The organism is Acidobacteriota bacterium (assembly GCA_016713675.1).
Lineage (GTDB): Bacteria > Acidobacteriota > Blastocatellia > Pyrinomonadales > Pyrinomonadaceae > OLB17.
In genome coordinates this window covers 1131667-1144764 of the sequence record JADJOS010000001.1, presented here as the reverse complement: position 1 = coordinate 1144764, position 13098 = coordinate 1131667, and the positions used below count along the sequence as shown (strand labels likewise).

At 51.9% G+C, this 13098-nt stretch carries 11 protein-coding genes; 6 read left to right on the top strand and 5 right to left on the bottom strand.

Annotated features, from left to right (window positions below):
* The first annotated feature begins 94 nt into the window (after nucleotides 1-94).
* Both IPK01_05170 and IPK01_05165 read left to right on the top strand, forming a co-directional pair.
* Nucleotides 95-712, top strand: a complete 618-nt coding sequence (locus IPK01_05170) for a TetR/AcrR family transcriptional regulator (GenBank protein ID MBK7932885.1) — start codon at nucleotides 95-97, stop codon at nucleotides 710-712.
* Complete coding sequence (locus IPK01_05165; GenBank protein ID MBK7932884.1) at nucleotides 709-2556, top strand: long-chain fatty acid--CoA ligase; 1848 nt, start codon at nucleotides 709-711, stop codon at nucleotides 2554-2556. The genes IPK01_05170 and IPK01_05165 overlap by 4 nt, the downstream gene beginning before the upstream one ends.
* 5 nt (nucleotides 2557-2561) lie before the next feature.
* Here IPK01_05165 and IPK01_05160 read toward each other — a convergent pair whose 3' ends face one another.
* Nucleotides 2562-3554, bottom strand: coding sequence for an SLBB domain-containing protein (locus tag IPK01_05160; GenBank protein MBK7932883.1), 993 nt, complete (start codon nucleotides 3552-3554; stop codon nucleotides 2562-2564).
* Between the two features lie 180 nt (nucleotides 3555-3734).
* On the opposite strand from IPK01_05160, the gene IPK01_05155 reads away from it, so the two are divergent.
* The 4 genes from IPK01_05155 (at nucleotide 3735) to IPK01_05140 (ending at nucleotide 9136) form a co-directional block, all read left to right on the top strand.
* Nucleotides 3735-5651 carry a polysaccharide biosynthesis protein gene (locus IPK01_05155; GenBank protein MBK7932882.1) on the top strand — a complete coding sequence of 639 codons (1917 nt, stop codon included), beginning with the start codon at nucleotides 3735-3737 and terminating at the stop codon, nucleotides 5649-5651.
* Nucleotide 5652: 1 nt separating this feature from the next.
* Nucleotides 5653-6636: a UDP-glucose 4-epimerase GalE gene (gene galE / locus IPK01_05150; protein MBK7932881.1), complete on the top strand. Its 984-nt coding sequence runs from the start codon at nucleotides 5653-5655 to the stop codon at nucleotides 6634-6636.
* Nucleotides 6637-6688: 52 nt separating this feature from the next.
* Nucleotides 6689-7894 (top strand): aminotransferase class I/II-fold pyridoxal phosphate-dependent enzyme, encoded by a 1206-nt coding sequence (locus IPK01_05145; protein MBK7932880.1) that lies wholly within the window; start codon nucleotides 6689-6691, stop codon nucleotides 7892-7894.
* 228 nt (nucleotides 7895-8122) lie between these two features.
* The gene (locus IPK01_05140) at nucleotides 8123-9136 is read left to right on the top strand and encodes a PDZ domain-containing protein (GenBank protein ID MBK7932879.1); all 1014 of its coding nucleotides are present in this window, start codon (nucleotides 8123-8125) and stop codon (nucleotides 9134-9136) included.
* An 86-nt stretch (nucleotides 9137-9222) separates the two neighbouring features.
* On the opposite strand, the gene IPK01_05135 is transcribed toward IPK01_05140, so the two are convergent.
* The 4 genes from IPK01_05135 to IPK01_05120 form a co-directional block, all read right to left on the bottom strand.
* Nucleotides 9223-9741, bottom strand: coding sequence for a hypothetical protein (locus IPK01_05135; protein ID MBK7932878.1), 519 nt, complete (start codon nucleotides 9739-9741; stop codon nucleotides 9223-9225).
* A 195-nt stretch (nucleotides 9742-9936) separates the two neighbouring features.
* Nucleotides 9937-10986 carry a hypothetical protein gene (locus IPK01_05130; protein ID MBK7932877.1) on the bottom strand — a complete coding sequence of 350 codons (1050 nt, stop codon included), beginning with the start codon at nucleotides 10984-10986 and terminating at the stop codon, nucleotides 9937-9939.
* Nucleotides 10987-11086: 100 nt separating this feature from the next.
* Nucleotides 11087-12652, bottom strand: coding sequence for an FAD-dependent oxidoreductase (locus IPK01_05125; GenBank protein ID MBK7932876.1), 1566 nt, complete (start codon nucleotides 12650-12652; stop codon nucleotides 11087-11089).
* Between the two features lie 74 nt (nucleotides 12653-12726).
* Complete coding sequence (locus tag IPK01_05120) at nucleotides 12727-13074, bottom strand: four helix bundle protein (GenBank protein MBK7932875.1); 348 nt, start codon at nucleotides 13072-13074, stop codon at nucleotides 12727-12729.
* Nucleotides 13075-13098: the final 24 nt, after the last annotated feature.

The window sequence follows — 13098 nt, the reverse complement described above, 5'->3', positions numbered from 1 at the left end:
TTTCGCGACCGAAATACGATTTTCCTTGCTTTCGATTTCCGTTTTGTTATAGCCTAGGTGCATACTGAATGACTGTTCATTCATAATTACCGATATGCCCAGGCCAGTGAAGAGCGGAGCGGCGGCAAAAGCCACTGTACCCGACAAAAGAGAGGCGATTTTGCGTGCTGCGACCAAGGTGTTCGCGGGCCGCGGCTATTTCAATTCAAAGGTCTCGGACATTGCCGGTGCCGCTGGCATCGCTGACGGCACGGTCTATCTATATTTTAAGAGCAAGGACGATATCTTGCATTCGATCTTTGACCGGGCGATGTCCGAGTTCATTGCCGAGGGCAAGCAGGAATTGGCAAAGATCGACGATCCCGTGTTGAAGCTCCGCCGGATCGCCGAACTGCATCTTGGCAAGCTCGGGGCCGATCGTGATATGGCGATCGTGTTCCAGGTCGAGCTTCGCGGTTCGACCAAGTTCATGCAGGAATTTTCGGCGGCGGGCTTTGCCGAATATCTCGATATAATCCGCGTGACGATTGCGGACGGGCAGCGGGCCGGAATCTTTCGCGACGACATCAAACCGATCGTCTGTGCCAAGATCCTCTATGGAGCTCTTGACGAGATGGTGACCAACTGGATCCTCTCAAAACACAGATATCCGCTCGAACCGATGGCTGACGAAGTGCTCAAGATCTTTTTCGGAGGAACAATCGTTAAATGACCCAAACTGCCGAGAGTAGATCGACGATCAGTGAAACTGCAGCAGCGAGCGGCCGGCCGACGACGCTTGCGGAATTGTTTTTGATCGCCGCCGAAAAATTTGACCGCCGCGATGCTCTGAATTACAAACGTGACGGCGAATGGCGGCCGATCTCATCATCGGAGATCGTCGAACGCTCAGAGAATATCGCCCTCGGGCTGTATTCGATCGGCCTGCGAAAGGGCGACCGGGCGGCGATACTGGCGGCAAATTCGCCGGAATGGACGTTGTCCGATGCCGGATGTCAGTTCGCGGGCGTAGTGGACGTGCCGATCTATACGACACTCGCTCCGGATTCGGTTGCATATATAATCAACGACTCCGGCACCCGCGTCTTCTTTCTGCAAAATAGAGAGACCTATGAACGCATCCAACACATTCTGCCGAACTGTAAGTCGATCGAAGCGTTGGTCTTTTATGACATCGATGGCGTGACCGCCGAAAACGCGATCTCGCTCGCGGATCTTGAGGAAAAGGGAAAACAGCTGGACACGGAACAGCCCGAGGTGATCTCGCAGCTGGTAAGCTCATCGCAGCCCGGTGACATCGCCACGCTGATCTATACCAGCGGTACGACCGGCGAGCCTAAGGGTGTGATGCTTTCGCACGCAAATCTCATTTCAAACGTAATCGATGCGGCTGAGAAATATGAGTTCCAGGGCCGCGACACTTCGCTATCGGTGCTGCCGCTATCGCACGTATTTGAGCGGACCGGAATGTACGTTTACATAATGTACGGAATGGCCGTCCACTATGCCGAGTCGATCGAAAAGGTGCCCGACAATCTGCAGGAAGTAAAGCCGACGATCTTTATCGGGGTGCCGCGCATCTTTGAAAAGGTTTACGAGAAGGCAAGGATGACAGCCGCCCGTTCGAGCCAGATCCGCGAGAGGATATTTGATTGGGCGATCGACGTTGCCAAAGAGTTTGCCCGGCTAAATGAAAAAGGCGAACCGATCCCGGTTGCCCTGACCGCCAAACACAACCTGGCCGATACATTCGTTTATTCGAAACTGCGGCAGTTTTTCGGCGGCAATCTGCGGTTTTGTATAACGGGCGGAGCGGCACTTTCGGACGAGATATATCTGATCTTTACAGGTGCAGGAATTCACATCATGCAGGGCTACGGCCTGACCGAAACTTCGCCGGTCATCTCGTCAAACAATCCGAAGAACATACGCGTCGGCACCGTCGGCAAACCTATCCGCAACGTCGAGGTGCGGATCGCGAGTGACGGCGAGATCGAAACCCGCGGCCCAGGGGTAATGCTCGGCTATTATCACAAAGAAGAGGCTACGCGTGAGGTGTTTACCGAGGACGGTTGGTTCCGGACCGGCGACATCGGTGATCTCGATGCGGATGGCTACTTGATAATTACCGACCGCAAAAAGGAGTTGTTCAAGACGTCCGGATGCAAATACATCGCACCGTCGCATATCGAACAGCTGATCAAATCTTCACGTTTTGTCAATCAGGTCGTGCTGGTCGGAAATGAACGCAAATTCCCTGCGGCTCTGATCGTTCCGAATTTTGAAATGCTCGAATCCTACTCCGAACTGAAAGGACTGGATATTAAGACGCCGGCGGAATTTTGTAGACATGACAGGATCAAGAACCTGTTCGAACGTCAGGTCGCACATTTTACGGAAAGTCTGTCGTCGTTTGAAAAGGTGAAAAAGATCGCCCTAATCGAAAACGAATTGAGCGTAGATGGAGGCGAACTCACACCTACGCTCAAAGTAAAACGCCGAGTCGTTGACGAAAAATATAAGGCCCTGATCGACGAACTATACTCCGGCAGTTGACCGGCCTAGTACAAGATACGATAACCGAAACTGCTTGCACCGCTGGAAACGACGGTCTTGCCGACACCCATCGCCATCTTAAGTATCGTTGCCGCAATGCTCTCTTTGGCCTTGTCGACCTCGACGATGTCGTACGGTTCGAGCATGATGTCCTTTTGGGTACCTTTTTTGATCTGGTCGAGATTGGCTGAGATGACTTCTTTGTCTTTCGTATTAGACTTGTAACGATAGATCTTGATGTCCTTGGTCTTTGCTCCCGGACGTACGCCGCCGATCTTTGCGATCGCCTCGGTCAGCGACATGCCACCTTCTTTCAAATAGATCCCCTGTGGAGCCACAACCTCACCGGTGACATAGACCGGAGCAGCCTTCTGCACAACGATAACGTCGCCCGGATAGATGATCGGGTTTGCCTCTTCTTTGCCCATACGGACACTGCTTAGGCTGTACATTCGCGACGGCACATCGGTCGGATCGCCGGTCGTGGCCTTCCACTGGTCTTCGGATGCATCGGTGCACATCGGCGGGCGTGTCCGAAAAACCTGTATCATACCGCCGGCTTCTTCTTTGATACCGCCTGAGAAAGCGAGCAATTCGACGAGCGTCGCCTTGCGCCGCAGCTCGATCTGTTGCGGCTTTTCGACCTCACCGTAGATCGTTGCCGGCGGACGGCTCTTTCGATCCGTTACACGAATACTCGCTTGAGGATTGCGCAGATATTTTGCGAGCAGATTTGTAACGTCAGTACGCAGCTCCCGTTCGGACCGGCATTTTGCCACGACGGGCTTGTCGAAGAACGGGACCTCGATCTTGCCGTCTTCGTCCACTGTCGCGACAAAGTCGTACTGCGGTTCGCCGAGGACCTTACCGGTGATCTCATCGCCGGGGCCGATCATATAACCTTTCTGATCTGATGCGACATCGACGGGAACCTGAGCCAAGACCAAACCGGCCGCTGCAAACATTACCGTCAAACAAAATAATAACTGCAATTTCATCTTAAGTTCCTCTGATGCGTAATACGCCGTAAGTATAACCTAATAATATGCGCTATTGCACACTTTTTGTGGTTAGATGCAGTTAGACGGCGTGGCGAACGTATGTGATATCGCGCATTTACATTTGCGATTTTTTCAATGTAATTTCAGAATAAATGTTCGAACTCCCGGATAGGCACAATGGCCACAAAAGACGATAAGTCGAGTGAACAATTTTGGTTCCTGCGCCGTCCGCTTCAATTTCTAGCGGACGTAGCAGTATTGTGCATCGCATTTTTTGTTGCATATCTGCCGGCGGTCAATGTTCAGCTCGGCGAATTTTATATCGATGTCGCCTTGCGTCAGCTTCCGTTCGTAGTTCTTGTCCAGCTCTCGGCTCTGTTTCTCGTTGGTGCATACTCGCTGATCTGGCGTTATGTCAGCATCGAGGATATTCGTGTGTTCATGAAGGCGGCGGCGATCTCTTGCGTGATCCTCGTCGCCTTTCGTTTCCTGCTGATATTCACGGAATTCAACCTCTGGCAGGTGCCTGTGTCGGTAATTCTGATCGACACTGTGATGGCATTCGGCGGGCTGCTGGCACTTCGCATACTTCGGCGGTTCTTTTACGAACTGAACGAAAAGAACCGGTCGTACGGAAACCGCAGACGCGTCAAACAAAAGCCGACGCTGCTGGTCGGGGCCGGTCGAATGGGTGCGACCTTGGCGAAAGAGATGGTCGGCCGGGCCGATGCCGAGCTCGATATACGCGGATTCGTCGATGACGATCCGGGCAAACGCGGCGGCAGCGTCAACCGCATCAAGGTCCTAGGCACGACCAACGACCTCCCAAAATTGGTCGACGAGCTCGCCATCGAACAGGTGGTCATTGCTATCGACCAGGCACAGGGCAAAGAGATCCGCCGTATCATGGACGTATGTACATCGATCCCGGTCAAGGCCATGATCGTGCCGAGCCTGAATGAGATCGCCCACGGACGTGTGTCGGTCAGCCGCATCCGCGACGTACAGATCGAAGACCTTTTGGGCCGCGATCCGGTCGAACTCGACGATCAGAATCTGCACGAATTCCTTTCCGGCAAGACAGTCATGGTCACCGGTGCCGGCGGCTCGATCGGATCTGAACTCGTCCGGCAGATCACTAATTATCAGCCCAAACAGATCCTGCTCGTCGAACGTGCCGAGTTTTTCCTTTTTCAGATCGGCCGCGAATTGGCTCGTGATTTTGCCGACGTTGTCAGCGTACCGCTGATCGCCGATGTCTGCGACGAATCGCGGATGCGTGAGATCTTTGAGCAGAACCGGCCCGAGGTCATCTTTCACGCGGCAGCCCATAAACATGTGCCGCTGATGGAGATAAACTCGGCTGAGGCGGTCAAGAACAACATTTTTGCGACGCGGCAATTGGCGACTCTCGCCGGCGAGTTTGGAGCGGCAGATTTTGTAATGATCTCTACTGACAAGGCCGTAAATCCGACCTCGATCATGGGGGCGTCCAAACGCATCGCCGAGATCGTCGTGCAGGAACTGGACGATATCTATCCGACAAATTACATAGCTGTCAGGTTTGGTAACGTGTTGGGCTCGGCCGGCTCGGTCGTGCCGATCTTTCGCGAACAGATACAAAAGGGCGAACCGATAACCGTTACTGACAAGGAAATGACACGGTATTTTATGACCATTCCCGAAGCGTCTCAGCTTGTATTGCAAGCCGGAGCGTTGGGCGAAGGCGGCGAGATATTCATCCTCGATATGGGACAGCCGGTCAAGATACTCGACCTTGCGGAAGATATGATCCGGCTTTCGGGCCTGACGCCGTACGAAGATATCGATATTCAGTTTACCGGCATCCGCGATGGCGAAAAGCTTTTCGAGGAACTCGAGATCACCGGAGAAAACCTACTCAAGACACGAAATCCGAAGATCTTTATCGGTAAGATCGCGACGTATTCGAACGAAGAGGTCGCTCAGATATTGATCGAGTTTCGGGCCGCGGTCGATTCTAAAAACGAGATCGAGATCCGCCGGATATTCAACAAATTCCTGCCCGAAGCCAGCATCTCGATGCACCGTAAAGCGGCCGCCGCTGATAACTAATATGGCAATTCTCGTAACAGGCGGAGCCGGTTATATCGGCAGCGTAGCTGTCGAAGACCTCAGAAAACGCGGTGAATCGCCGGTCGTGATAGACAATCTCGTTTACGGCCATCGCGCTTCGATCCGCGCTGACGTTCCTTTTTACGAGGGCCGCGTGGGCGACAAAGATCTGGTCAAACGCATTCTCAGCGAACACGAGATAGACGCATGCATGCACTTTTCGGCATACGCATACGTTGGGAAATCGGTCAAGAACCCGCAAAAGTACTTTCAAAACAACCTCGTCGAAACATTGAATTTGCTGGATGTATTGATGGCGAACGGCGTCAAGAAATTTGTCTTTTCCTCGACTTGTGCGACCTACGGCGAGCCGCAATACGTGCCGATCGACGAAAAACATCCGCAGCAGCCGACCAATCCATACGGTTGGACAAAGTTCACGATCGAGCGCACGCTCGAATCCTATGATCTGGCATACGGCCTGAAATTTGTCGCATTAAGGTACTTTAACGCCTGCGGTGCAGCCGGCAGTTGCGGCGAAGACCACGACCCGGAAACGCATATCATCCCGCTTGTCCTATTTGCCGCACAGGGCAAGATACCGCACGTTTCCGTTTTTGGCGACGATTATCCGACGCCAGACGGCACAGCGATCCGCGATTACATTCACATCTCAGATCTCAGCCAGGCCCACCTGCAGGCACTCGATCATCTGCGTGCCGGTAAGTCCTCCGAATTCATCAATCTCGGAAATGGCAATGGTTATTCCGTAAATGAAGTCATCGAAACCGCCCGCCGCGTCACCGGCCGTGAAATAAAGGCTGTTATGGCTCCACGCCGAGCCGGCGACCCGTCAAAACTCGTCGCGGACGCCGCTAAGGCCCGCGAGGTTCTCGGCTGGGATCCGCAACACGCCGAACTCGAAAAGATCATCGAAAGCGCGTGGGCGTGGCATCAAGCAAACCCTGCCGGATTTATCGATTGAAACCAGAGATCTTTCTGTGTAAATCCGCGTCCATCTGTGGTTAAATTCACTTATGAGCCAACCAAAGATCTCCAAAAACCGCATTTCCCGCAAAGCAGCTTCGTTTACCGAATCAGTCATCCGCGAGATGACTCGTGAAGCCGTGAAGTATGGTGCGGTGAATCTGGGACAAGGGTTTCCGGATTTCGCGGCGCCTGATGATATTAAGCAGAAGGCGATGGAGGCGATAGCGGCTGATCATAATCAGTATGCGATCACGTGGGGTGTTAAGAGTTTTCGCGATGCCATTGCGAAAAAGACGATGGATTTTCTTGGACTTGATGTCGATACTGAGACCGAGATCACGGTCACATGCGGATCGACCGAAGGAATGATCGCCGCGATGATGGCAACGGTCGATCCGACCGAGGAGGTCATCGTGTTCGAGCCGTTTTACGAGAATTATGCACCGGACGCGATCTTGTCCGACGCGACGCCGAGACATGTACCGCTTTATCGCACCGACAACGGGTTTGTCTTCGACCGCGAAGAGTTGCGGGCCGCATTTAACGAACGCACCAAGGCGATCATCATTTGCAATCCGAACAATCCGACCGGCAAGGTTTTTACAAAAGCCGAGCTCGAATTCATCGCCGATCTCTGCAAAGAGTTTGACGCGTTGTGCTTTACCGACGAGATCTACGAGCACATCATCTACGACACCGAGCCCGACATCGATCCGCTCGATCATGTCTGCATGGCCAATATCGAAGGCATGCGTGAACGGACGGTCGTCGTCAATTCGCTGTCGAAAACATACTCGGTCACCGGCTGGCGCGTCGGCTACTGCATCGCTCCGCCGGATATCACTTCGGCGATCCGCAAGGTCCATGATTTCCTCACTGTGGGTGCCGCAAATCCGCTCCAGCACGCCGGAGCGTACGCACTAAGCTTGCCGCAAGGCTATTACGACGAGCTGCAGCGTGAATACCAAAAGAAGCGTGATTTCATCGTCCCCGTGCTTAAAAACGCCGGTTTCAAATGCGATTTTCCCGAAGGTGCGTATTACGTCATGGCCGACATCTCGGCGTTCGGATTTGCCAACGACATCGACTTCACCAAACACCTCATCCGCGAGATCGGCGTCGCGGTTGTTCCCGGCTCTTCGTTCTACCACGACTCAAGACTCGGCTCGCAGATGGTCAGATTTTGCTTTTGCAAAAAAGACGAAACACTGGAAGCGGCGGCCGAAAATCTGAGGAAGTTAGAACGCGAATAAAACGGATCTGCCGGATCGACACAGATTCAGAACATCACTGTTTTATAAATCGATAGATCTGACCCGCGGGAATCCGCTCCATCCGCGTTATCCGCGTTATCCGCGTTCTATTCCGGCCCAAAAGCAACCTTTTCCGCCCTCAAGCGCAACAAAATACATATCCACGGCGTAAAACTGCTGACAAACAATTTAGTTTTTCAAACTCATAAATCATATTTGGAGGTAATTATGTATACAAAATCGCTTATGACTGTGTTGATCGTTACGTCCTCGTTCGTGATGGCGTTTGGCCAGGCGCCCGAGGCGAAGACCGAGAATGAAAAAGCTGTTAGGGCATTTAGCATTGCCTTTGACAGCGATGGCGGCTATCTCGGCGTCCAGACACAAGAGGTCACAAAAGAGAATTTCAGCAAATTTGGCCTCTCTGGCGTTCGCGGTGTGGCTGTCGAAAAGGTGTTGGAGAATTCGCCGGCTCAGGCTGCCGGACTGCAGGCGGGTGACGTGATCGTCAGGTTTGAGAACGAAGAGATCACGAGCGTCCGTAAACTGACGCGGCTTATCTCAGAGGTCGCGGCTGATCATCAGGTCAAGATCACGGTGCTTCGCAATAACAGCGAGCAGGACATCACTGCGACGCTCGGTAAACGCCCGATGCCGAAATTTGAGAACGGAAATTTTGCTTTCACGATCCCGAACGCGAAACTCGAAGAGTTGAAAGAACTCCCGACAATTCCTCAGATGCCTGAATTGCCAAAGATAATGACCACGCCCGGAGCTGAAGGCAAGGCATTTACTTGGACCCTCGGCGGAGGCCGTCAGATCGGTGTTGGTGTGATGTCACTGACCAAACAACTTGCGGCTCACTATGGTGTTGATAGCGGTTTACTCATAAATGATGTCCGCGAAAATTCACCTGCTTTCAAAGCCGGGCTCAAGGCCGGCGACATCATCGTCGAGGCTGAAGGCAAGGCCGTCAAAGGCGATCTTGACCTGATACGCACGATCAACGGAAAGAAGGAAGGTGAGATTACGATCACCTATGTGCGGGACGGCAAACGTCAGACCGTCAGCGTCACACCCGAAGCGTCAAAGGACGGCGGATCTATTTTCCGCACCGGCGATGAAAACGGTGTGTTGACACCGTTGGCTCCGGACCAACTGAAACTTGCCCGCCCTATAACGCCAAGGGTTCCAATGTCTCCCGGTGCGTATATGCTCGGTCGTTCGGGCCGCATTTTGTAACTGATCTTTTATTCAATCATTAAAGGCAAAAGTAGGAGTCCCATATCTGCTCCTACTTTTGCCTTTTTGCCATTAATTTTTGAATTTTAAGCAGGCGGTTTTCGCATCGCTTCTTTCGCCAACTCGTTTGCCTGATTGCTCTTGTCGCGGGCCTTTTCCATTTTTTCGCGATAGGCATCGTTTCGGTTTTTGAATTCGAGTTTGACCTTTTCACGCATCGCTGCGTTCTTAGGGTCATAGTTGTCACGCAGCGTGCGGGCGGCCTGGCGATAATTTTCAAATGCGTCAAGCTGAAGCTTTAACGCCTCTTCTTTCAACCGCAGATATTCACGATATTCGCTGTTGATGTTCATTTCCTGAGCATCCTGCAACTTCTTGATCGCGGCGTTGCCAAAATCAAACCCGTCATTGATCAGATAGACGACCTCATCGGCGATCTTTTTGGCAGCAGCGGCATCATTCTTTTCCATCGCCGCCTTTAGCTCTTCGCGTTTGCCTTCGTTCTTTTCGTATAGGATCTTGATCTTCGTTAGGTCCTGATTTGCCTCGAAAACGATCTTTCCGGCTTCCTCGGTCTCATCAACCGGACCCAAAATATCGACCATCCCACTACCGGAACGCCTGCACCCAGAAAACAGGCACGCGCAAAGCAAGACAATGCAGATCGTAAATTGCAAATGACTTGATATTAGATATTTCTTTGATCCCGTCATATTCGCAAATAATTCAACAGGGATAGAAGAGATATGTAAAGCACTGCTTTCTTATTCTTTTATCCCTTTCATCCCTGTTAAAACAGCTCAAACCAACTTGAAATCAGGATTATTCTTGCGCCGCCAGATAAAGCCGTCCAATACATAATGCGTCAATTGCGGCAGGGCGAGCAGCGGAACGAGATACATCTTGAGGTTTCCAAGTTCCCAATCGCCGCCGAACAGCCACTGCTTTTCATGCCAAACGCCGCGGTGCCAAAACAACTCTTCGACGTAAGCAAGAGCCCAAAGTGTGGCTAGAAATATCATTACATTCGACGAAAGTGTTCGGTAGATACGCCCGGTCGTTTCCCGCCTCATCCGAGCATACACCCAAATAAGTGCAAAATACGGCACGCCGTGGATGATCACATTCGTCACCGTAAACGCGTAGTCCGAATTGAAATAGACAATACCGATGTACCAGCAAACCGCGGTCGTCGCGACGACGATATCTTTTCCGATATTCAGGAAACCGTCGGAGAAATATTGATAGATCGATTTCCCAAAATAAGTAGCAAGAGCAAGAACATAGAACGGAAACAGAACGGTCTCAACGATCGCCGGCAGCGAAACAAAATCATTCTGTACAAACCATTCGAAATTCCTGGGCAACGACGTCATCCAAAACGCCAATGGATAGACGCTTGCGAGATAGACAGCCGCCGCGTCTATCCACCACGTCCATTTCGCCGTCTCGCCCAGCTTTCGCCGGTAAAGATTGACCCAGCCATATTGCTGCCGTACAAAATGAAAGACCGCAATAACCGCAAGCACTTTCCAAAACACCAACTCGCCCTCGGAATAGAGCGCAACGCCGATCGCGTATCCAATTACGGGCACAAGCAAGTAAAGCCAAAAACGGCGTTTGAACTCCTCAACGTCAAAATAAACCCGAAACGACGTTGACCACACATGCGCAACATCGATCAGCAGCACTGCCCAGATCCACGTCCATTCGGGCGAATCGCCGTTTAGAATGCCGGCCTGCCATCCGACCGCCAGCAAAACCAGCGACAAAACCGCGCTGCCCAAAAAGACCGACAGATCGATCTCACGGGAAAAGAGCCAGTAGTTTGGTCGTACTTCAGCAACCATCGTTAAGAATAGAACGCGGATTCCACGGATCTAGCAGATTCTCGCGGATCCGAAATTTGTTTGATCTGCGTTGATCCGCTCAATCAGCCACATCTGCGTTCTATTTCTTCGCCAAGATCTCAGACGCTGTGCGCAATCCATGATAAAACGCTTCTTCGAAAAGTGCGATGCCGGAAAGATCGGTGTGGGCGAAGTGAATATTTCGGTGTGGTTTCATCGCTTTTTCGCGGACGCCGCTCCAGATAAAGTTTGGCCGCGGGCTTATCATCGCGTGGCCCCAACGCATGATGTCGATGCGAGTTGTCAGCTCGTAAATATCCGAGTGCGCACGGGCAAGATCGGTAAGGCAGACATCGGCGAGCTGTTTCCAGTCGTAATCAAAGAGCTTCGTACGGCCGTCCGGCTCATGACACATCGGATAGTAATATGTCAGGATCGTCGGGCCGTAATCGATGCCTTTTTGATGCGTCGCCGTCACGTAACCAAGCGAAGGGCTTTCATAGAGAACGTTGTCCCACGAGAGAGGAAAGTCCTTTGCAAATCTAGGTTTTGGCCTGTCCTTTAGGAGTAAATTGGCAACGAACCACGCGTTGTGATGAAACTGATCGGCAGCAAACGGAGGATCCTCGCGAAATCCTCGGATCAGATACGGAGCCGTGAATATCGGCGACGCGAAGATCGCCTTTTCGCAATGGATGCCGCGGACCTCACCGCCGTCCAGACAGATCACATCAACGCCCTTGTCGGTCGGTACGACCGAGACTACGATCTGAGATCTTCGGACATTGTCTTTGACCATTTCAAAAAAGTGATTCACAAATTGCCCGTTACCTTCGGGGCAGGTGATAAACGGCTGCGACTCGACTCCGCTTTTGCGGACGCGCGAACAGAAATAAAACAATCCAACCCACGCGGAGGCCTGATCGGCCTTCAACCCATAGTCATCACGCGTCGCATAATCGCAATACCAAAACAAACGCTCCGAAGTAAAACCCCGCTCCCGCAGCCAGTCGCCGAATGTTATTTTATCAAGAGCCGTCGCCTGTGGATCGGTCGAGCAATTTGCCAGCGGCACAACAAACGCCCTTTTACCCAACACATCACGCCAATTGACCCATGCGTCTATCAGCTTTTGAAACTCGGCGAATTGTCGCTTGTCATCTTCACTGGCACCGACGCTTAGATAAAGCCCGTCGTACCATCGGCCCTTGAAGAAAACACGTTCCTCGGGTTCGCGACAGAGAAATTGTTCTTTGACAACAACCTCACCCTGAGCATCACGGCCCTCAAGCAGCGACATCTCATCGAGCAGAGAGACCAGCTCCGCATTTTCCTGAAACGGAACCGGCAGATAATGTGCTCCCCAAGGATACGAGACCGGTTCACCTTTTGTACTCTGCGATGTTCCGCCGAGATCTTTTTCAAGTTCGAGTACGACAAAGTCGTTGAAATTCTCGCGTCGAAGTTTCCACGCCGCCGACAAGCCCGCAATTCCACCGCCGATGATCGCAACCTTTTTTGATTCCCATTTATCGGAAGGCACTTCGAATGAGCGATTCTCTCTGAGGATATGGCCGAGATCGACGTTTTGCCCGACGATCTCGCCTTCGGGAAACGCGCGCGCTGAGTCGCTGCGGCACGCAGCCAATGCAAACGGTGCTCCCAAAAATGCAGTCAGAATTTCCCTTCGTGTAAGATTCATCCGAAATAAGTGAGAAGTAATAAGGGCAAAGTGACAAGTCAATCAGGGCGTGTCGATTTGAGTGCTGAGACAAGCATTTTCTGCAGCTCTTCGCAGTCGTCAAGGAGCGATCTGGCGAGAGCATCGCCGATGTACTCACTGTCCTGCAGGATTCTAAGAAGCAGATTTGTTTTGAACGCTTCTTTTGTCGCGAGTGAATACTTTTGGCGAAAATCTGATCGATTTTCACCTTGTCGGGCCTCCTCGATAAAGAGGCTTATGTTCACGCCGGAATCGAGGATCTTTCTGGAGAGAACGAACTCAGATTTCTTACCATGCAAAAACTCGCTCAGTTTCACGATCCTCAATGCAAAAGCGTAGGATTTGTCTTTCAATGGATCTGACATATCACTTCTTCCTTTTTACTTATC

What these genes read in the sequence shown, in the direction of transcription:
- IPK01_05165 (MBK7932884.1), top strand. Translation starts at nt 709, where the DNA reads ATGACCCAAACTGCCGAGAGTAGATCGACGATCAGTGAAACTGCAGCA.
- IPK01_05155 (MBK7932882.1), top strand. Translation starts at nt 3,735, where the DNA reads ATGGCCACAAAAGACGATAAGTCGAGTGAACAATTTTGGTTCCTGCGC.
- IPK01_05170 (MBK7932885.1), top strand. Translation starts at nt 95, where the DNA reads ATGCCCAGGCCAGTGAAGAGCGGAGCGGCGGCAAAAGCCACTGTACCC.
- IPK01_05160 (MBK7932883.1), bottom strand. Translation starts at nt 3,554, where the DNA reads ATGAAATTGCAGTTATTATTTTGTTTGACGGTAATGTTTGCAGCGGCC.
- IPK01_05140 (MBK7932879.1), top strand. Translation starts at nt 8,123, where the DNA reads ATGTATACAAAATCGCTTATGACTGTGTTGATCGTTACGTCCTCGTTC.
- galE (MBK7932881.1), top strand. Translation starts at nt 5,653, where the DNA reads ATGGCAATTCTCGTAACAGGCGGAGCCGGTTATATCGGCAGCGTAGCT.
- IPK01_05145 (MBK7932880.1), top strand. Translation starts at nt 6,689, where the DNA reads ATGAGCCAACCAAAGATCTCCAAAAACCGCATTTCCCGCAAAGCAGCT.
- IPK01_05135 (MBK7932878.1), bottom strand. Translation starts at nt 9,741, where the DNA reads ATGGTCGATATTTTGGGTCCGGTTGATGAGACCGAGGAAGCCGGAAAG.
- IPK01_05120 (MBK7932875.1), bottom strand. Translation starts at nt 13,074, where the DNA reads ATGTCAGATCCATTGAAAGACAAATCCTACGCTTTTGCATTGAGGATC.
- IPK01_05130 (MBK7932877.1), bottom strand. Translation starts at nt 10,986, where the DNA reads ATGGTTGCTGAAGTACGACCAAACTACTGGCTCTTTTCCCGTGAGATC.